This is a genomic window from Gordonia desulfuricans NBRC 100010 (assembly GCF_001485495.1).
GTDB lineage: Bacteria > Actinomycetota > Actinomycetes > Mycobacteriales > Mycobacteriaceae > Gordonia > Gordonia desulfuricans.
In genome coordinates this window covers 57,541-77,194 of the sequence record NZ_BCNF01000039.1, presented here as the reverse complement: position 1 = coordinate 77,194, position 19,654 = coordinate 57,541, and the positions used below count along the sequence as shown (strand labels likewise).

The following is a 19,654-nucleotide window of genomic DNA, read 5'->3' as shown; positions in this document are numbered from 1 at the left end:
ATCGTGCCCCGCTGAGCGGTCGTGCGCCTGTGGGTGAGGACGGCCGGGTGCGCGTCGGACCCGGCCGGGCTCAGCACTTCTGTGCGTGCACCGCGCTGACGAGCCCCGGGTCGACGGCGTTCTTGTCGCTCTTGGGGTCGGCCGAGCGCAGCGCCTCCAGGGCCGCCTGCGCATCCTGCGACTGCTCCTGGGCGCGATAGTGCTCACCGAGGGCGACGTCGACGGTGGTGTCGCGGCGACCGTCGTCGACGAGCTGGGCGCACGGGATGGCCAGCCACACCGCTGCCGCCGCAGCCTTGCCCGCCGGGCCGAACCGGATCTGGGCGACACAGTTGAGGTCGTGGTTGGGGTAGATCGGGTCGTCGCCGTAGGCCGAGTCGGTGGCCGGGGTGAACCCGAGATGGGTGAGGTCGTCGGAGGCCGAGCGTGCGGCACCGCGGGTGGTGGAGGCGTTGAGTACCCGGACCTGGAAGGTGGCCAGTGAGGCCGGGGACACTGCCAGCATCTCGTCGCGATCGGCGACGGTCACCGTCGGCGCCGCGGTGCTCGCCGGAGCGGCCGTCGGCGCCCCCGAGGCGTCGGTGGCCGTCGGTGTGGCCGGGGTGGGCTGATTGCAGTCGGTGGGTGTCGCGGCGGCCTCCGAGTTGCTGAGTGCCACCGTCCACACGATGACCGCGAGCACCACCAGGACCGCCAGCAGGATGATCGCGGGGCGGAAACTGCGGCGGCGGATCGGGCGACCGTTGTGATCGGTCGGGTAGCCGGTAGTGATCTGCGATACCACGCGCCCACTGTAGAGGGTGGGGGCGCCGACATGCCGTCGGACGCCCCGACGGAGTGCATGTTGACTTGAGGTCTGCTCTCTTCTATGCTTCGGGCGCCCGCCCTCCTGGAACTGTTGGAGGTCATGGCAATACAATGTGATGAATATCACAACAGTACGGCGGGTGGCGGGTAACGAATCGCACCGGTCATGACGTTGTAGTGACGCCGGCAAGACAATCCCGGCGACTTCGCGCTCCACGGTTCGCAGGTCACGAGCCCGAACCCACGGCGCCCTCCTTCAACCAGGTAAGGCACACAATGGCTACTGATTACGATGCGCCCCGTCGCACGGAGTCCGAGGATCTCAACGAGGACTCACTCGAGGAGCTCAAGGCCCGGCGCAGCGAGGCGCAGTCCGCGGCGGTCGACGTGGACGAAACCGACACCGCGGAGTCGTTCGAACTCCCCGGAGCCGATCTGTCCGGCGAGGAGCTCTCGGTTCGGGTCGTCCCGAAGCAGGCCGACGAGTTCACCTGCAGCAGCTGCTTCCTCGTCTACCACCGCAGTCGTCTCGCCCGTGAGAGCGGCTCCGAGATGATCTGTGTCGACTGCGCCTGAGTCGGGCCGATCCAGGTCCTAGTCGGACCCGGATCGCCGATCCTCATCAGATGCAGTCCCCTCGTCCGGTGCGGTCACAGCCTCGGCCGCATCGGGCACTCCGAGGGCTTTCAACAGCTCGGCCGGACGCCGCGTCGACACCAGCCAGTAGGGCGTCGGATCGTCCGGATCGTCGAGCACCAGCAACACCATCGTCTTGACCCACGCGCGGTGCACCAGGAAGGCCGCGGGGTCGAGCTGACGGCCGAGCGCAGCACTCTTGGCGGTCGCCGGGATCGTGGCCGCACGGCCGATCACCGCACGCGGTAGCCGGGCCTTCGCGGCGCTTAGCTCGCCGTCGGCGGTCACCGTCACCTGTGTCCGGCTCATCGACCACAGCACCAGGGCACACAGCACCGCGGTCCCCACATATCCGAGGTAGCCCCACGCGGAGCGATGCGCCGACAACGAGATCTCGTAGCCGACGACCCCGGTGACGACCAGTGCGGCCAGCCCCCACCACCAGGGCACGTAGAGACGCTCGCTGAAGCGGACGGTGCCGGTGGGGGACGAGGGGCCGGAGGAGGACGAGGGGCCGCTCGCCGATGATGGATCACTCACAGGACCAGCGTAGTCTGCCTGCGTGGCCGCTGATCTGACCCCTTCCCCTGCCGGAGACCCCGCCGAGACCCCTGCCGGAACAGCCCCGGAAACCCCGCCGATCCGCGTACGGCGGCTCGATCCCGGAATCCCGCTGCCGACCCGCGTACATCCGGGCGACGCAGGCGTCGACCTCTGTTCGACCATCGACCTCGAACTGCCCGCCGGCCGCCGACAGCTCGTCGGCACCGGCATCGCGATCGCCCTGCCGGTCGGCACCGTCGGCCTGATCCACCCGCGCTCGGGTCTCGCCGCCCGTGCCGGACTCTCGATCGTCAACACCCCGGGCACCATCGACGCCGGCTACCGCGGCGAGATCAAGGTGTGCCTGATCAATCTGGACCCCACCGAGACCATCCACATCAGCCGGGGCGACCGGATCGCGCAGCTGCTCGTCCAGCGTGTGGAGCTGCCCGGCTTCGTCGAGGTCGACGAGCTCGACGACACCAGTCGCGGGACCGGCGGATACGGATCGAGCGGCGGACACGCCATCCTGGGTGATCCGCAGGTCGGCTGAGCCGGGTCGGTGACCGTCGTCGGGGATGAACTCGACTACCCTCGAACCGGTCGACCGGGCAGTTCGACCGGGTCGTGCGAGGAGAGACGGAGCTGATGGCACAGGACGGGGAGTTGCGGGTCGGGCAGGCGCTCGGACCGTATGACATCGAGGCACTGGACACGCCGGCCGAAGAGCTGGCCAATTCGCACCTGGACCTCGGATCGGTGCTGGTACCGGTGGTCGAGGGCGGGCAGGTCACCGTCGAGATGAGCCCGGACCATCAGCCCGAAGGCGTCTATCTGGTGACTCCGGTCGGCCGGATCTCGGTGACCGCGTTCGCCGCCCCGAAGTCGCCCGGTCTGTGGCGCGAGGTGGTCCGCGAACTGGCGTCGTCCCTGCGTGACGACGGCGCGACCACCAGCGTCGAGGACGGCCACTGGGGCCGCGAGGTGCTCGCCGAGGTCCCCGGCGCCGCCCACCGCTTCATCGGCGTCGACGGTCCGCGCTGGATGGTGCGCTGCGTGGCCAGCGGACCCGCCGAGGCCGCCGAACAGCTGGCCCAGCTCGCCCGCGCGGTGCTGGCCGAGTCCGTGGTGCGCCGCGGCAAGGACCCGGTGCCGCCGCGGGAGATGCTGCCCATCGTGCTACCGCCGGTGCTCGCCGACCAGGTCGCCGCCGCCCAGCAGCAGATGTTCGGCGAGACCGGGGCCGAGGCCGGCGAGCCGGCCGCAGCCGAGCCCGTACCCGCATCCGAGCCGGTCGCCGACACGGCGCAGGCCCAGCCCGCCGACGCCGGCGATCGCGTCCCGGGTGGAGCGCTCGATCAGATCGAGCAGGCCACGGTCGTGACCGAGGCGCCGGTGGGCGATGCCGGTGGTGCCGAGGCCACCGCCGACGACGCCTCCGATGCTTCCGACGCCGAGACCGCCGCGGGTGTCGCCCCCGACTCCGGCGATGCCGACGAGGCGCCGCCGTCGAGCGGATCGGCCATGCAGCGCTTCCGTCGGCGGCGTTCCAAGAACTGAGTCGTGCGAGCGGCCGGGTGGGTCCCGACAGGGATCACCCGGCCGTCGTCGTACGTACCGACTGCCATGCGCGTGCGCATGCCCGCCCGAGGAGCTCCGGCTGCTCACCCCACGCGGTGAGGGTCACCTCGGCGAGTGAGGCATGCGCGGCGGCGTCGGCCCATGCCCGCGCCACGTCGATCGGGTGCAGCGGATCGTCGGCGGCCGCGACGATCCCCAACGGCACTGTGAGCCCGGCGATCTCGGCGACCGTGGGTGCACGATAGGCGGCCGCCTGTTCCAGCTGCACGACGAGTCCGGGATGCAGCGCCCGCCACGACCGCCCGAGTTCGTCGGCCAGCCACGTCGGGCTGCCCTGTGCCATCGCGGCGACGGTCGCATCCAGGCCGTCGGCGCGCAGTGCCTGCGCGGTGGCCCGTGCACTCGCGGCCGCCACCGCGGTGGTCGCCGGACCACTCCAGGCGGGTAGCGCCGCCCACACACCCGCGCAGCGCCCCGCACCGGCGCCCAGGGCCCATTCCACCGTCACCGCGGCCCCGATGGACACCCCGCCGACCAGGATCGAGCCCCGCTGGTCGGCGATGTCGGTGAGCCGTCGGCGGTATCCGTCGATCAGGTCGTCGGTGGGTTGCAGGCCGATCAGTTCGATGCCGAGATCCGCTGCGGCCGGGCCGAATGCGCGGCGGACGAAGTCGGCGTCGGAGCCGGTTCCGGGGAGCGCGACCAGCACTTCTGGACGGTCCGGGCTGTTCCTGTCATCTGCGGGCATGAACAGATCATGCCGCGCGTTGTACCCCATGAGAACGTGGGTCTACGCTGAGGCGAGTTCCTACAGATCGAAGTTCGTCCCCGGAGGTTTGTGATGCCGACAACCGGTTATCTCAAGCGGCTGACGCGACGGTTGACCGAAGACCTCGGCAACGTCGACGCCGAGCAGATCGCGGCCGAGTCGCAGGCCACCGGTGCCCAGCGCGCCGCAGAGTGTTGCCGAGGCGACGAGGTGTCGATGCACGGCGAACTCAGGTCGGTGGAGACCTGCTCGCGCGCCGCCAAGACCGGCGTCAAGGCGGAGTTCTTCGACGGCTCCGACGTGGTGCTGTTGAAGTGGCTCGGCCGCAACCGGATTCCCGGGATCGAACCCGGACGCAAGATCACCGTGCGCGGTCGCCTCGCCGAGCACGAAGGCATGAAGGTGATCTACAACCCGTACTACGAACTCCAAGGCACCGAAGACTGACCGTCGCCCTTCTTTCCGATGGTTGGCCAGGTCGTCGGTTGCGTTGTCGATGACCGGTTTGATGGTGGTCGCTTGGCGAGGTTGGGCGGCGGAGGTTTCGACTCGTCTCGTCGCTTGCGCTCCTCGTCGGCTCAACCATCGTTTGGGTTTGGTGGTCGCCTCAGTCAGCCATTGGGTTTGGTGGTCGAGCCGGGACCGAGCCTCTGGGCGAGGACCCGTGTCGAGGCCTGGTGGGTTTGCGGTGTCGGTGACCGGTTTGATGGTGGTCGCCTGCCGAGGTTGGGCGGCGGAGGTTTCGACTCGTCTCGTCGCTTGCGCTCCTCGTCGGCTCAACCATCGTTTGGGGTTGGTGGTCGAGTGGGTTCCCCGGCCATTGCTGTCGAACCAGCGTTTGGGGTTGGTGGTCGAGTGGGTTCCCCGGCTATCGCGGTCGAACCAGCGTTTGGGTTTGGTGGTCGAGTGGATGGTCGCGCGCGTCGTCGCGTGTCGCAACGACGTCCGTCCTACGGTGCCACCTGCATCGACTCGTGCAATGCGTCCTCGGCCTCGGTGGGGGCGATGAAGACCAGTTCGTCGCCGCCCTCGATCGGGTCGTCGCGCTCGGGGACGATCACCCGACCGCCTCGCAGGATCGCCACCAGGGCGACATCGCGGGGGAGGGCCAGCTTGCGTACCGGGTGGCCGGCCAGCGGTGTGTTGGGTGGCAGGGTGAGCTCCACCAGGTTGGCCTGACCCTGGCGAAAGGTCATCAGCCGCACCAGATCTCCCACCGACACGGCCTCTTCGACGAGCGAGGCGAGCAGACGCGGGGTGGACACCGCGACGTCGACACCCCAATCCTCGCCGAACAGCCACTCGTTGCGCGGATCGTTGACCCGGGCCACCACCCGGTTGACCGCGAACTCGGTCTTGGCGAGCAGGCTCACCACCAGGTTGGCCTTGTCGTCGCCGGTGGCGGCGATCATCACGTCGAACGACTGCAGCCCGGCGGACTCCAGATTCGACAGCTCGCAGGCATCGGCGAGCATCCACCGCGCCTCGGGTACCGAGTCGGGATCGATGTGCCCGGCGTTGCGCTCGAACAGCGTCACCTCGTGTTTGTTGACCAGGAGTTCGCGGGCGATCGAACGTCCGACGGCGCCGGCTCCGGCGATGGCGACCTTCATCTGTCTCTCCTCGTTCTCGGCCCGGCCGCTATTCGCCGCTCAACGGTGCAGACACCAGTGCGCGGGTCTCGGCGAGGTTGTCCAGGACCACGGCCCCGAACACCACGTCGTCCTGCTGCAGCACGGTCCGCGCCTCCGGCAGCACCGGATGGCCGACGCGGTTGATGAACGCGATCCGCGCGCCGGTGAGTTCCTGGAACTTGACCACGTTGGTCCCGATCCACGACTCATGGATCTCGAGCTGGGCGATGGCGAGCGTGCCCGACGGGTCGCGCCACTCGGTGGTGGTGGATGCCTCACCGAGTGCGGAGACGAACCGCTCGGTGGTCCACGGGACGGTCGCGACGGTCGGAATACCCAGTCGCTCATACACTTCGGCACGTTTGGCGTCGTAGATCCGGGCCACCACCCGCTCGACGTCGAAGGTCTCACGGGCCACCCGCGCGGCGATGATGTTGGAGTTGTCGCCGGAGGACACCGCGGCGAAGGCGTCCGCGCGCTCGATCCCGGCGCGGGTCAGCACATCCCGGTCGAAGCCGACGCCGACGATGGTCTGGCCGCGGAAGCCGTCCCCGAGACGGGCGAAGGCCGACGGATTGCGGTCGATGATCGACACCTCGTGTCCACGGCGTTCCATCGCTGCGGCCAGGGACGATCCCACTCGTCCACAGCCCATGATGACTACCCGCACGTCGCATCCTCCCGTTCGGCACGGTGGGTGCCGCTGGTCGTCTCGGCGTCCGGTGACCGCCGTTGAGATGAACCTACCCTCGCGCCCGGTATCCCGGCGCGCGGTGTCGTTCCCCGGGTCGATCCGGGTCCCGGGGGCGTGTCGTCGCGGGTCGACGTGTCAGTTGTGGTGATCGGGTGGCGCAGGTCTTAGTGTGGCGTGGTGCCCACCGTGTCGAAGGTGTCCGTCGCAACCAAACGGTTGCTGTTGGGACGGCCGTTCCGTAGTGATCGGCTCGGTCACACCCTCCTCCCCAAACGCATCGCATTGCCGGTGTTCGCATCCGATGCGATGTCGTCGGTGGCCTATGCGCCGCAGGAGATCTTCCTGGTCCTGTCGGTCGCCGGGCTCTCCGGACTGGTCTACACCCCGTGGGTGGCGGTCGCCGTCGCGGTGGTGATGGCGGTGGTGGTCGCCAGCTATCGGCAGAACGTGCACGCCTACCCGTCCGGCGGCGGCGACTACGAGGTCGCCACGGTCAACCTGGGTCCCACCGCCGGTCTGACCGTCGGCAGTGCCCTGCTCGTCGACTACGTGCTGACCGTCGCGGTGTCGATCTCGTCGGCGGCGGAGAACATCGGCTCGGCGATCCCGTTCGTGTCCCAGCACCGGGTGTGGTTCTGTGTGGCGGCCATCGTGCTGCTCGCGGCGGTCAACCTGCGCGGACTCAAGGAGTCCGGGTCGGTGCTCGCGATCCCCACCTATGCCTTCATCCTCGGCGTGCTCGGCATGCTGATCTGGGGTTTCATCCAGATCTATCTGCTCGGCGACACCGTCCGTTCGGAGGCCGCCGGCTTCGAGATCAAGGCCGAACACTCCAATCTGATGGGCCTGGCGTTCGTCTTCCTGATCGCCCGGGCGTTCTCGTCGGGGTGTGCCGCGCTGACCGGTGTGGAGGCGATCAGCAACGGGGTGCCGGCCTTCCAGAAACCCAAGTCGCGCAACGCCGCCACCACCCTGTTCCTGCTCGGCGCGATCGCCATCACGCTGCTGCTGGGCATCGTGTTCCTGGCCGAGCGGATCGGCGCCAAATATGTGATGAACCCGGCGACCGACCTGATCGGTGCCCCCGAGGGGTATCACCAGAAGGCGATGATCGCCCAGCTCGCACACGCGGTGTTCGCGAGTTTCCCGGTCGGTTTCTACTTCGTCGCGACCGTCACCGCCCTGATCCTGGTCCTGGCGGCCAACACCGCGTTCAACGGGTTCCCGGTACTGGGCTCCGTACTCGCCCAGGATCGCTACCTGCCGCGGCAGCTGCACACCCGCGGTGACCGGCTCGCGTTCAGCAACGGCATCATCTTCCTGGCGCTGGCCGCCACCGCCTTCGTCGTCGCCTTCGGCGCCGAGGTCACCGCCCTGATCCAGCTCTACATCGTCGGGGTGTTCGTCTCGTTCACCCTCAGCCAGACCGGCATGGTCCGGCACTGGACCCGACTGCTGCGCACCGAGACCGACCCGAGTGCGCGGCGTCGGATGAAGCAGTCACGGGTGATCAACACCGTCGGCCTGATCATGACCGCCACCGTGCTGGTGGTGGTGCTGATCACCAAGTTCACCGCGGGCGCCTGGATCGCGATCCTGGCGATGGTGGCGCTGTTCGTCCTGATGAAGGCGATCCACCACCACTACTCGACGGTGCAGCACGAACTGGAACGCGCCGAGGACGAGGACGAGGGCGCGGTGCTGCCCAGCCGAACCCACTCGGTGGTGCTGGTGTCGGGGCTGCACCTGGCGACCAAGCGGGCGGTCCTGTACGCCCGTGCCACCCGACCGGACACCCTGGAGGCGATCACCGTCAACGTCGACGACCGCGACACCCGCAAACTGGTGTCGGAGTGGGAGAAGAGCGACATCTCCATCCCGCTCAAGGTGATCGCCTCGCCCTACCGCGAGATCACCCGACCGGTGATCGAGTACGTGCGCCGGGTGCGCCGCGAGTCGCCCCGCGACGTGATCACCGTGTTCATCCCGGAGTACGTGGTGGGGCACTGGTGGGAGACCATCCTGCACAACCAGTCCGCGCTGCGGCTCAAGACGCGACTGCTGTTCGAACCCGGGGTGATGGTCACCTCGGTGCCGTGGCAGCTCACGTCGTCCGAACATCGAAAGGCGGACATGGCCTATCACGCCCCCGGCGACACCCGCCGCGCTCTCGGCGGTCCCGACCGGTGACCGACACCGACATCCTGCTGACCCTGCGCGTCGACCGGCCGGCCAACGGCGGCACCGCCGTCGGGCGCGCCGACGACGGCCGCGCGGTGTTCGTGCGCGGTGCGATCCCCGGCGAGCAGGTCACCGCCCGCATCGTCGAGGAGAAGCCGAGGTTCCTCACCGCCGAGACCGTCGACGTGCTCGAGCCCGCACCGCAGCGCATCGACGAGCTGTGCGCTGCGGCCGCCCACGGCGCCGGGTGCTGCGACCAGTCGTTCATCACCCCCGACCACGTGCGGGGGCTCAAGGCGGAGGTCCTGCGCGACGTGCTGGGCCGGATCGGCGGATTCGACGCCGCCCGGCTCGACCGGCTGCTGCCCGGTGAGGCGGTGCGGGCCCTCGACGGCGGCGCGACCGGCTGGCGCATCCTCACCCGGCTCGCCGTCGACGCCGACGGCCGGCCGGGGCTGCACGAACGTGGCGGTGCCGGCATCGTCACCGGAGATCCGTGCGCCCAGAACGATCCGCTGATGGTCGCCGACCTCGGCGACGGATACGCCCCCGGCGGCGATCTCGCGATCACCCTCGACGACACCGGCACCCGGCACATCGTCGAGATCGGACCGGTCCCGGCCGCTGCGGCGGGCGGCGGCCGACCACCACGCGGAGGACCGGAGCGGGGCGGTTCGTCACGCGGACGGTCCCGGGACCGCAGGGCCGCACAGCAGCGTCGCCGACACCGCGAGGCACCCCGCCCGCAGCGGGTGGTCGCCGGTGCGCCGACGGCCGGTCACCGCGTCGGCGCGCGACGCTGGGAGATCCCGGTCGCCGGGTTCTGGCAGGGACACCGGGCCGCCCCCGACACCTACGCGGCGACCGTCACCGACATGGTGCGGTCGGCCCTCGGCGACGCCGCGCCCGGCGTCTGCTGGGATCTCTACGGCGGGGCCGGGGGGTTCGCGGCCGCCCTCACCGACACCCTCGCGGCGGGCTCGGTGCACGTCGTCGAATCCGATCCCGGCGCCCTCGAGGCCGCCGAGCACACCTTCACCACCGACACCGGCATCCACCTGCACCGAGGGGAGGTGGCGCGCCTGATCGCCGACCTGCCCGCCCCGCAGGTCGTGGTCCTGGACCCGCCGCGGACCGGTGCCGGACCCGCGGTGATCGCCCAGCTCGCCGATGCCGCGCCGGAGGTGATCGCGCACGTCGGATGCGACGTCGGCCGCTTCGCCCGCGACCTGGGGCTGTACGGGCGCCACGGCTACACCCCGCAGCGGATCGCCGGGTTCGACGCGTTCCCGCTGACCCACCATCTGGAGGCGATCGCGGTACTGGTGCGGTCGACGTCACGCCACTGACTACCTCACCGCTGCGCAGACATGCGCGGCGACGACCGTAGACTGGGACGGATGGGTACTGATGAGGGAGGACACCGGATGGGGCTGCTGGAGCAGATCGAATCCCCGGCCGACCTCCGTGAGCTGACGTCCGAGCAGGTCGTGACGCTGGCGGCGGAGATCCGTCGATTCCTGATCGAGAAGGTCTCCGCGGTCGGCGGGCACCTCGGCCCGAACCTCGGCGTCGTCGAACTCACCCTGGCCATGCACCGGGTCTTCGACTCACCGCATGATCCGATCCTCTTCGACACCGGACATCAGTGCTACGTGCACAAGATCGTCACCGGGCGCCGCGACCGATTCGACACCCTCCGGCAGCAGGGCGGCCTCACCGGCTACCAGGACCGCGCCGAGAGCGAACACGACTGGGTGGAGTCCTCGCACGCCTCGGCGGCACTCTCGTACGCCGACGGCCTGACCAAGTCGTTCGCCCTCACCGGCCAGCCCGACCGTACCGTGGTGGCCGTCGTCGGCGACGGCGCCCTGACCGGCGGCATGTGCTGGGAGGCGATGAACAACATCGCCGCCGGCGACCGCCCCCTGGTGATCGTGGTCAACGACAACGGCCGGTCCTACGCCCCGACGATCGGCGGCTTCGCCCGCCACCTGTCCGGGCTGCGCCTGCAGCCGAGCTATGAGCGCGTCCTCGACGAGGGGCGCCGTGTGGTGCGCAAACTGCCCGTCGTCGGCGACCCCGCGTATGCGGTGCTGCACGGGATGAAGAGCGGCCTCAAGGATCTGCTCGCCCCGCAGGCGATGTTCACCGACCTCGGCCTCAAATACGTCGGACCGGTCGACGGCCACGACGTGGAGGCCCTCGAATCGGCGTTCCGCCGTGCCCGCGCCTACGGCGGCCCGGTGATCGTGCACACCGTCACCCGCAAGGGGATGGGCTATGCGCACGCGGAGAACAACGAGGCCGACCAGATGCACGCGACCGGCGTGATCGACCCGAGGACGGGCCGCGCCACATCGGTCTCACCGCTGGACTGGACCACGGTGTTCTCCACCGCGCTGGTGGAGGCCGGGCACACCCGCGACGACATCGTCGCGATCACCGCGGCGATGCCCGGACCCACCGGGCTGTCGGCGTTCGGGGATGCCTTCCCGGATCGCATGTTCGACGTCGGGATCGCCGAACAGCATGCGATGACCTCGGCCGCCGGTCTGGCGCTGGGCGGTCTGCATCCGGTGGTCGCGATCTACTCGACCTTCCTCAACCGCGCCTTCGACCAGCTGCTGATGGACGTCGCGCTGCTGCGCCAGCCGGTCACCGTGGTACTCGACCGCTCGGGGATCACCGGACCGGACGGCCCCAGCCATCACGGCATGTGGGATCTGTCGCTGCTGTCGATCGTGCCCGGCCTGCGGGTGGCCGCACCGCGCGACGCGGTCCGGCTGCGCGAGGAACTCGACGAGGCACTCGCCGTCGATGACGGCCCCACCGTGTTGCGCTTCTCCAAAGGGGCGGTGCCCGAGGACATCCGCGCGGTCACCCGCCTCGACGACGGCGTCGACGTGCTGCGCCGCGGCCCGGGTGTCGGCGAGATCGGCGGCGATGTGCTGATCGTCGCGGTCGGCGCGTTCTGCTCGCTGGCCCTCGACACCGCCGACCGCTTGCGCAGCCAGGGCATCGAGGCCACCGTTGTCGATCCGCGCTGGGTACTGCCGGTGCCCGCGTCGATCACCGACCTCGCCACCCGTCACCGGCTCGTGGTGACCCTCGAGGACAGCGGTGTGCAGGGCGGCGTCGGATCCGCGGTCGCGGCTGCGCTGTCGGCGGCCGACGTGGTGGTCCCGGTCCAGAACCGGGGCATCCCACAGGAATTCATCGCCCACGCCTCGCGCGGCCAGATCCTCGCCGAGCTCGGCCTGACCGCCCAGGACCTGGCGCGGTCGATCACCGCGACGGTCTCCGAGATGCAGACCCTGCCGGGGATGGATCGCGCCGACACCGCCTCCGAGCCCGACGTCGCGCGGGCTCCCGAGGAGGTCCGGACCCCCGAAGAGGCACACACCCAGGACTGACCGATGACGTGGGGCAGCACCGGCCGGGCATTTCCGGCGGGTGCTGCCCCACGTCGTTCTGGCATCACGTCATCGCCGGGGGTCGTCTCCCGGGTATCCGTCTCCCGGGTAGCGGTCTCGCGGTGGGGTGGCGGTGTGATCTAGCCGGGCAGTCCGGCGATAGCCGCCGCGATCGGCGCCGCGGTCAGCGCACGCTGCCAGGTGCGGGCCCCACCGGCGGCCAGGGCCGCGTCGACCGCCTCGGCGGTGATCGGGGCGGGCACCCCGTCCCAGCACAGCTGGCGCACCAGGTCGGGGGAGAGCAGGTTCTCCGCCGGTACCTCGTGGGCCTCGGCGATCTCCTTGATCAGCGGCCGCACCGTCGCCGCGCGGGCGGCGGCCTCCGGATTGCGGGGCTCCCACCGGCTGATCGGCGGCAGTCCCGTGGTCGGCGCCTTACGCGGCGGCAGTTCCTTGTCGGTCAGGTCGCGGGCCCGCAGGATCGCCGACATCCAGACCGCGGCCTGCTTGCGTTGTCGGGGACCGCCGAACACCGGCAGTTTGGTCAGGTCGCCGGCCGATTGCGGGGCGGCTGCGGCGGCGGTGATGATCGCCGAGTCGGGCAGCACCCGCCCCGGCGCGACATCCCGACGCTGCGCGATCTCCTCCCGCGCCGCCCACAACTCGCGGACGGTGGCCAGCCCGCGTGCGGTCTTGATGGTGTGGATGTTGGCGGTGCGCCGCCAGCGGTCGGTGCGCGGTGGCGAGACCGGACGCCCCAGCACGTACCGGAACTCCTCGACCGCCCACTCCTGCTTCTCGGCGTCGCCGAGTGCGGCGTCCATCGCATCGCGCAGTTCGACGAGCACCTCGACGTCGAGGGCGGCGTAGTTCAGCCATTCCGGTGGCAGCGGACGACGTGACCAGTCGGCGGCGCCGTGCCCCTTCTGCAGACCGAGGCCGAGGAACTCGGCGACCATCGCGGCCAGATTCACCCGGGTCAGCCCGAGCAGCCGTCCGGCGAGTTCGGTGTCGAACAGGTCGTTGGCGCGGAAACCCAGGTCACGCAGGCACGGAAGGTCCTGGTCGGCGGCGTGCAGCACCCATTCGGGGCCGTCGAGCACCTCGATCAGCGGGTCCAGTGCGTCGGGTTCCTCGATCGGGTCGATCAGGAAACTGCCCGATCCGGTGCGCCGGATCTGGATCAGGTAGGCGCGCTGGGAGTACCGGTAGCCCGACGCGCGTTCGGTGTCGAGGGCGATCGGCCCGGTGCCGGCGGCGAGCCGCTCGGCGGCGTCGGCGAACTGCCCGGCCGACGACAGCACGGGCGGGACGCCCTCGCGCGGTTCGAGCAGCGGGGTGGTGGGGGTGGCGTCCTCGGCGGGCGCTGCCGGATCGCTCACGCCGACCCGAGTTCGGTGACACCGACCGGGGGCAGACCCGCGGCCGCCGACAACACTTCGCAGAACGCCTCCAGGTGCGCGCCCAGCCCTTCGGCCGACGGGGCGGTCCACGACGCCCGCAACTCGAGCTGATGGGCGCGCGGCGGACCGGCGATGTCGCCGTAGCGCACCGACGACGTGGAGGTCACGGTGCCGCCGAGAGCGGTCACGTGGACCGGTCCCTCGTCGTTGGCGGTCTCACCGACCGGGACACCGAGGGCATCGGCGAGCCAGCTCCACGCCACCTCGGGCAGCAGCGGGTCGGCCGCGAGCGCGGCCTCCACCTCCGCCTGGATGTAGGCGACCAGACGCATCGTCCCGTTCCAGGCGTCCTGGCCGTCGGGGTCGTAGAGCAGGATCAGCCGCCCGAAGGCGCTGCCCTGCAGGTCGTCGTCGGGATCGTCGTCGGCGCGGCGCACCTCCGCGCCCACCGCATAGCTGTAGGGCGCCAGGCGCTGCGGCGGGCGGATCGGCCCGACCTCGATGTCGCGTCGGATGCGCGCGGAATGCAGCGACTCGACCGCGGTGCGGAAGTCGGCAGGCTCCGTCGGAGCTCCGGAGGAGGTCACAACTGTGACGGTAAGACCAGCACTGCGCCGAAGGGCGGAGGCGCGCCGGTGGTCGATTCGGACGACATGGCAGAGTGATCGATGATGTCGCATTCACAACGTACCCGTTCAGGCCACGCCACCATGCCGCTGGTGGCCGCGGCGCAGGGCTCCACGCCCAGCAGGCGCCCAGTGTGGTTCATGCGGCAGGCCGGTCGGTCGTTGCCGGAATACCGGGCCATCCGGGAGAACCACGGCATGCTCGAGTCGTGCTTCGACCCGGAGCTGGTCACCGAGATCACGCTGCAACCGGTCCGACGCCACGACGTCGACGCCGCGATCCTGTTCTCCGACATCGTCGTGCCGCTCAAGGCCGCCGGTGTGGACCTGGACATCGTGGCCGGGACCGGCCCGGTGATCGCCGCGCCCATCCGCACCGAGGCCGACGTCGCGGGGCTGCCGCGGCTCGATCCGGCGCAGGTCGGGGCGGTCGCCCACGCGGTGGAGCGGATCCTCGCCGAGCTGCCGGCGGAGACCGCGCTGATCGGCTTCGCCGGGGCGCCGTTCACCCTCGCGTCATATCTGATCGAGGGCGGTCCGAGCCGCAACTACGTCAACACCAAGGCTCTCATGCGCGGTGCGCCGGAGGTGTGGAATGCGCTGATGGGCCGGCTCGCCGACATCACCATCACCTTCCTGCAGGTGCAGCTCGAGGCCGGGGTGGACGCGATCCAGGTCTTCGACTCGTGGGCCGGGGCCCTCTCCGAGGCCGACTACCGCACCTACGTCGCCCCGCACACCGACCGGGTGTTCGCCGAGGTCGCCGGCTATGGCGTACCCCGCATCCACTTCGGTGTCGGCACCGGTGAACTGCTCGCCGCGATGGCCGCCCCCGCCGACGTGATCGGCGTCGACTGGCGGGTGCCGCTGACCGAGGCGGTGCGCCGCGTGGGTCCGGGCAAGGCCGTGCAGGGCAACCTCGACCCGACGGTGCTGTTCGCCGGGCCGCAGGTGATCGAACGTGAGATCCGCCGCGTCCTCGACGACGGGGCGACCGCGATCGCCACCGGCGCCACCGGCCACATCGTCAACCTCGGGCACGGCGTGCTCCCCGACACCGACGCGAAGGTGCTCACCCGCGCCGTCGAACTGATCCACACACTCTGATGTCCGCCCGGATCGCTGTCGTCGGTGCCGGTGTGTCCGGCCTCGTCGCCGCACTCCGGCTGCGGCAGGCACTCGGCGACGACGCGGTGATCGACATCCTCGAGGCGGGGGAGTCGACCGGTGGCATCCTGCAGACCGTCGAGGTGGGCGGCCGGCCGGTCGACGTGGGCGCCGAGGCGTTCATCGTGCGCCGCCCCGAGGCGGTGGACCTGGTCGCCGAGCTGGGCCTGACCGACCGGGTGGTGGCGCCGACCGGCGCACGACCGGCGATCTGGGCGAACGGCGGCCTGCACCCGCTGCCGTCCCCGGCTCTCATGGGCATCCCGGCATCCGCCGACATCGTCGCCGGTATCGCCGACCCGGCCGACGTGGACCGCATCCGCGGCGAGGCCGACCGGCCGCTGTCGTGGCGCCCGGGTACCGACGTGAGCGTCGGGGAACTGGTCGCCGACCGGTTCGGGCCGTCGGTGGTGGCCCGCTGCGTCGACCCGATGCTCGGCGGCGTCTACTCGAGCCTGGCCGGCGACATCGGGCTGCGCGAGGCACTGCCGGCCCTGGCCCTGCGTCTGGATCAGGGCGCGACCAGTCTCACCGGGGCGGTCACCGACATCCTCGCCGCATCCACCGGCACCGGGCCGGTGTTCGGCACCCTCGTCGGCGGGTACCGGGTGCTGCTCGACGCGCTCGTCGACGCCGCCCGCCCCACCGTGCATCTGGGCGCTCGGGTCACCGGACTCTCCCGTACCGGCGACCGCTGGGCGGTACACGGGCCGGTCGAGGCCACCTACGACGGTGTGATCCTGGCGGTCCCCGCCTGGATCGCCGGCGAGTTGCTCGCCACGCAGGCACCCGACCTGGCGCCCACGCTGCGCGCAGTGGAACCGGCGTCGTCGGTGGTGCTGTCCCTGGCCCTGGCTCCGGGCACCGACCTGCCCGCCCATTCGGGCGTGCTGGTGGCGACCGGAGGAGACCTGCACGCCAAGGCGTTCACGCTCAGCTCCCGCAAGTGGGCGCATCTGGGCCGACCCGACCGGCCGGTGTCGGTGCGGGCGTCGTTCGGCCGTTACGGCGCCCCGATCGCCGACGACGCCCTCGACTCGCTGCGCGGCCAGGCCCTGGCCGACCTCGACCGGATCTGCGCGGCCGCCGGCGTCGCGCCGGCATCCGGGCACGTGATCGACGTGTGGCAGCAACGCTGGACCGGGGGACTGCCGCGGTACGCGCCCGGGCATCTGGCCCGCATGGCCGAGGTGCTCGGCCACCGGCCCACAGGGCTGGCGCTGGCCGGGTCGTCCTACGCCGGTGTCGGGGTGCCCGCATGTATCGGGCAGGCCGGTCGTGCGGCCCGGGACCTGCTCACCGACCTGCACTGAGACGGTGGCACGATGGGGTCATGAGCCGCTTGGACTATGCCGAACTGAACTCGACCATCCGCTACCTGATGTTCTCGGTGTTCGCCGTCCGACCCGATGGGATCGGCGACGATCGTGACGCGGTGAAATCCGACGCCACGGATTTCTTCAAATCCCTCGCCGACACCGACGTCATGGTCCGCGGTGTCTACGACGTGTCCGGCCTGCGCGCCGACGCCGACTTCATGATCTGGTGGCATGCGGAGAAGATCGAGGACCTGCAGGCCGCATACAACCGGTTCCGCCGCGAGACCCAGCTGGGCCGCGTCTGCGAGCCGGTGTGGAGCAACGTCGCACTGCACCGCCCCGCGGAGTTCAACAAGAGCCACATCCCGGCGTTCCTCGCCGGGGAGGAGCCGGGCAACTACATCTGCGTGTACCCGTTCGTGCGGTCGTACGAGTGGTACCTGCTGCCCGACGAGGAGCGTCGCAAGATGCTCTCCGACCACGGCAAGCAGGCCCGCGGCTACAAGGACGTCCGCGCCAACACCGTCGCCTCGTTCGCCCTCGGCGACTACGAATGGCTGCTGGCCTTCGAGGCGCCGGAACTGCACCGCATCGTCGACCTGATGCGTGACCTGCGCGCCACCGAGGCCCGCATGCACGTGCGCGAGGAGACCCCGTTCTTCACCGGCCCGCGGGTCGAGGTGGACGCCCTCGTCGAGGCCCTGCCGTGACGCACTGACCGACCCGATTGACAGAAGGGGCCGGTCCGGACATGACGTCCGGACCGGCCCCTTCTCGCGTTCGAGGTGGTCACCGACACCGTCGGGTCACCGGGTCTCGACACGGGTCCTCGCCCTTCGGGCTCGGTCCCGGCTCGACCACCAAATGGTCGACCACCGAATACGGCTGCGGTTCGACCACCAAATACTCGACCACCGAATACGGCTGCGGCTCGACCACCGGATGGTGGTCGAGCCGCAGCCGGGCGATGCCTCGCCGGTTCAGTCCTCGGTGGGTTCCAGCGACAGGCTGATTGAGTTGATGCAGTACCGCAGGTCGGTGGGGGTGGGGTAGCCCTCACCCTGGAAGACGTGACCGAGGTGGCTCTCGCAGTTGGCACACAGCACCTCGGTGCGGCGCATACCCAGCGACGTGTCGGAGCGTTCGATCACCGCCTCGCCGGCCAGCGGGGAGAAGAACGACGGCCATCCGCAGTGCGATTCGAACTTCTGCTCGCTGCGGAACAGCTCGGAGTTGCAGGCCCGGCAGCGGTAGACGCCTACGGTCTTGGAGTCGGTGTACTCGCCGGTGAACGGGGCCTCGGTACCGGCCTGCCGCAGGACGCGGTATTCGGCCGGGGTCAGGCGTTCGCGCCACTGCTCATCGGTGAGATCGGCCAGCTCGGCCGGGGTGTCAGCGGGGGTCTCGGCGGGTGTATCGGTCATGGTTCCCACCGTACGAGTCCCCACCCGCACACGCCACAGGACCTCGCCCCCACAGCGGCCCTTCTGTGGCGTGTGAGACTTCTGTGATGTCCGATTCCGTGGCTCTCTCACCGGGCGTTCGACGTCCGGGTTCGCAGAAGTCAGGGCGCCCAGACCGCCCGGCGGTCAGACGGCGGGGGTCTCGGCCTTGCGGGTGTCCAGTTCGTCCGGGGACGGCGTCGTCGCCGGGATGGTTGCGGCGGCCGGCGCCGACCATTCGTTCCAGCGGCCGGCCACCCCGGCCTTGCGCAGGTCCAGGTAGCGGAACAGCAGCGAACAGAACACCGCGATCATCAGCAGCGACCAGCCCCAGGTCACCTTGTTGTACTCGAGGGCGCGGCCGAAGTGCTCCCAGCGATCGGAGTAGAACGCGTCGAAGGTGAAGCAGCCGTACACACCCAGCCACGCCGGCCAGTTGCGCATCGTCGAACCGGGCAGCAGCACCGTCATCAGCAGCGGGAACAGCAGCATCGAGTAGTAGCCCTGGCCGAGTGAGCCCACCAGGAACGTGGTGCACAGCAGCACCCCCGACGAGGTGGTCATCCACAGCAGTTCGTCGGTGTGCCGGTAGTAGCGGTACAGGAACCACAGCGAGAACACCGCCATCAGGGTGAACGCGATACGCAGCAGCACGATCAGCCAGTCGGCGACACCGAAGTACATGCCGTTGCCGACGATCGAGCTGTTGTAGTAGTCGCGGGCCTCCATCAGGTACGGCAGCGTGTTGGAGACGAACGACTTCGGGTCGTCGGAGATCGGCCACGCCAGGATGTTCAACAGCAGCGGAACACCGATGGCGCCGACGAAGATCCGCCATTGACGGGTCAGCAGCGGCAACAGCAGGAGCGGGGCGAGGACCGGTTTGACCGCCAAGGTCAGTCCGATCGCGATCCCCGCCCACCAGTCGTGGCGGCCGCGCATCAGGATCATGAACGCCAGCATCCCGAGCAGCACGAACGAGTTGAAGTTGGTGAAGATCAGGGTGTGCGCGACGGTCTCGGTGCTGAAGAAGAAGAACAGCACGGTCGGCAGGACCCAGGTGTTGGCGGCGTAGCCGAACAGCCGGGTGATCAGGTAGGCGCAGACGACGAGCGCCACGACGCTCGCGGCGATGAACAGCCAGCGGGACCGTTCCGGGTCGATCGCCGCCAGCGGGGACATCAGCAGGGTGCCCGACGGCGGGTACAGGTAGTGCGGATCGACGGTGTTCAGGTTCTCGCCGTAGACCGGCTGGCGGTTCAGGAATGCCAGCGCGGCCTGGTAGACGGGCCGGAAGTCGTCGGTGCGGTCACCGTTGACGCCGAGGATGACCGACCGGTGGAACATCATCAGGATGGTGATGGGCCAGAGCACCAGCGGGACGATCCGCTGCACGCTCATCTGCGGGTAGAGGTACCTGTCGAGAAGGGGCACCC

Annotated in this window: 19 protein-coding genes; 10 read left to right on the top strand and 9 right to left on the bottom strand. The window is 70.1% G+C overall.

Annotated elements, in window-relative coordinates; all coding sequences use genetic code 11:
* Window positions 1-70: 70 nt before the first annotated feature.
* Window positions 71-784: an envelope integrity protein Cei gene (cei, locus tag GD1_RS06860; RefSeq protein WP_059036461.1), complete on the bottom strand. Its 714-nt coding sequence runs from the start codon at window positions 782-784 to the stop codon at window positions 71-73.
* 299 nt (window positions 785-1,083) lie between these two features.
* Between cei and GD1_RS06855 the strand changes: the two genes are divergently transcribed.
* Entirely contained in the window at window positions 1,084-1,383 is a 300-nt protein-coding gene (locus tag GD1_RS06855; RefSeq protein WP_020793611.1) for a DUF4193 domain-containing protein, read from the top strand.
* Window positions 1,384-1,401: 18 nt separating this feature from the next.
* Here GD1_RS06855 and GD1_RS06850 read toward each other — a convergent pair whose 3' ends face one another.
* Window positions 1,402-1,983, bottom strand: a complete 582-nt coding sequence (locus GD1_RS06850; RefSeq protein WP_059036460.1) for a DUF3093 domain-containing protein — start codon at window positions 1,981-1,983, stop codon at window positions 1,402-1,404.
* A 100-nt stretch (window positions 1,984-2,083) separates the two neighbouring features.
* Between GD1_RS06850 and dut the strand changes: the two genes are divergently transcribed.
* Both dut and GD1_RS06840 read left to right on the top strand, forming a co-directional pair.
* The gene (gene dut / locus GD1_RS06845) at window positions 2,084-2,539 is read left to right on the top strand and encodes a dUTP diphosphatase (RefSeq protein WP_059036474.1); all 456 of its coding nucleotides are present in this window, start codon (window positions 2,084-2,086) and stop codon (window positions 2,537-2,539) included.
* A 95-nt stretch (window positions 2,540-2,634) separates the two neighbouring features.
* Complete coding sequence (locus tag GD1_RS06840) at window positions 2,635-3,546, top strand: DUF3710 domain-containing protein (protein WP_053776441.1); 912 nt, start codon at window positions 2,635-2,637, stop codon at window positions 3,544-3,546.
* A gap of 34 nt (window positions 3,547-3,580) precedes the next feature.
* Here the strand turns inward: GD1_RS06840 and GD1_RS06835 are convergent, their stop codons facing one another.
* A complete protein-coding gene (locus GD1_RS06835; RefSeq protein ID WP_059036473.1) occupies window positions 3,581-4,315 on the bottom strand; it encodes an alpha/beta hydrolase in 735 nt (244 codons plus the stop codon).
* Window positions 4,316-4,408: 93 nt separating this feature from the next.
* Here GD1_RS06835 and GD1_RS06830 point away from each other — a divergent pair, with 93 nt between their 5' ends.
* Window positions 4,409-4,783 carry an OB-fold nucleic acid binding domain-containing protein gene (locus GD1_RS06830; RefSeq protein WP_053776442.1) on the top strand — a complete coding sequence of 125 codons (375 nt, stop codon included), beginning with the start codon at window positions 4,409-4,411 and terminating at the stop codon, window positions 4,781-4,783.
* A gap of 503 nt (window positions 4,784-5,286) precedes the next feature.
* Here GD1_RS06830 and GD1_RS06825 read toward each other — a convergent pair.
* Both GD1_RS06825 and GD1_RS06820 read right to left on the bottom strand, forming a co-directional pair.
* On the bottom strand, window positions 5,287-5,949 hold the full coding sequence (locus GD1_RS06825; RefSeq protein ID WP_053776443.1) for a potassium channel family protein: 663 nt from the start codon (window positions 5,947-5,949) through the stop codon (window positions 5,287-5,289).
* A gap of 28 nt (window positions 5,950-5,977) precedes the next feature.
* A complete protein-coding gene (locus tag GD1_RS06820; protein WP_053776444.1) occupies window positions 5,978-6,640 on the bottom strand; it encodes a potassium channel family protein in 663 nt (220 codons plus the stop codon).
* 201 nt (window positions 6,641-6,841) lie between these two features.
* On the opposite strand from GD1_RS06820, the gene GD1_RS06815 reads away from it, so the two are divergent.
* From GD1_RS06815 to dxs, 3 genes are all read left to right on the top strand, one after another.
* Window positions 6,842-8,854 (top strand): APC family permease, encoded by a 2,013-nt coding sequence (locus tag GD1_RS06815; protein ID WP_174519023.1) that lies wholly within the window; start codon window positions 6,842-6,844, stop codon window positions 8,852-8,854.
* Window positions 8,851-10,194: a class I SAM-dependent RNA methyltransferase gene (locus GD1_RS06810; protein WP_059036459.1), complete on the top strand. Its 1,344-nt coding sequence runs from the start codon at window positions 8,851-8,853 to the stop codon at window positions 10,192-10,194. The genes GD1_RS06815 and GD1_RS06810 overlap by 4 nt, the downstream gene beginning before the upstream one ends.
* Window positions 10,195-10,272: 78 nt before the next feature.
* Complete coding sequence (dxs, locus tag GD1_RS06805; protein WP_059036458.1) at window positions 10,273-12,261, top strand: 1-deoxy-D-xylulose-5-phosphate synthase; 1,989 nt, start codon at window positions 10,273-10,275, stop codon at window positions 12,259-12,261.
* Window positions 12,262-12,401: 140 nt separating this feature from the next.
* On the opposite strand, the gene GD1_RS06800 is transcribed toward dxs, so the two are convergent.
* Together GD1_RS06800 and GD1_RS06795 are read right to left on the bottom strand one after the other, a co-directional pair.
* Window positions 12,402-13,643, bottom strand: a complete 1,242-nt coding sequence (locus GD1_RS06800) for an HRDC domain-containing protein (RefSeq protein WP_059036457.1) — start codon at window positions 13,641-13,643, stop codon at window positions 12,402-12,404.
* Window positions 13,640-14,251, bottom strand: coding sequence for a DUF3000 domain-containing protein (locus GD1_RS06795; protein ID WP_059036456.1), 612 nt, complete (start codon window positions 14,249-14,251; stop codon window positions 13,640-13,642). The genes GD1_RS06800 and GD1_RS06795 overlap by 4 nt, the downstream gene beginning before the upstream one ends.
* A gap of 84 nt (window positions 14,252-14,335) precedes the next feature.
* On the opposite strand from GD1_RS06795, the gene hemE reads away from it, so the two are divergent.
* The 3 genes from hemE to hemQ are packed head-to-tail and all read left to right on the top strand — an operon-like array spanning window position 14,336 to window position 17,486.
* Window positions 14,336-15,397, top strand: coding sequence for a uroporphyrinogen decarboxylase (hemE, locus tag GD1_RS06790; protein ID WP_053776537.1), 1,062 nt, complete (start codon window positions 14,336-14,338; stop codon window positions 15,395-15,397).
* Complete coding sequence (locus GD1_RS06785; protein WP_059036455.1) at window positions 15,397-16,770, top strand: FAD-dependent oxidoreductase; 1,374 nt, start codon at window positions 15,397-15,399, stop codon at window positions 16,768-16,770. Before hemE ends, GD1_RS06785 begins: the two co-directional genes overlap by 1 nt.
* Before the next feature lie 20 nt (window positions 16,771-16,790).
* Window positions 16,791-17,486: a hydrogen peroxide-dependent heme synthase gene (hemQ, locus tag GD1_RS06780; RefSeq protein WP_059036454.1), complete on the top strand. Its 696-nt coding sequence runs from the start codon at window positions 16,791-16,793 to the stop codon at window positions 17,484-17,486.
* 270 nt (window positions 17,487-17,756) lie between these two features.
* On the opposite strand, the gene msrB is transcribed toward hemQ, so the two are convergent.
* Complete coding sequence (gene msrB, locus GD1_RS06775) at window positions 17,757-18,200, bottom strand: peptide-methionine (R)-S-oxide reductase MsrB (RefSeq protein ID WP_053776448.1); 444 nt, start codon at window positions 18,198-18,200, stop codon at window positions 17,757-17,759.
* Window positions 18,201-18,365: 165 nt separating this feature from the next.
* Window positions 18,366-19,652, bottom strand: coding sequence for a glycosyltransferase family 87 protein (locus GD1_RS06770; protein ID WP_020790487.1), 1,287 nt, complete (start codon window positions 19,650-19,652; stop codon window positions 18,366-18,368).
* Between the last annotated feature and the right edge of the window lie 2 nt (window positions 19,653-19,654).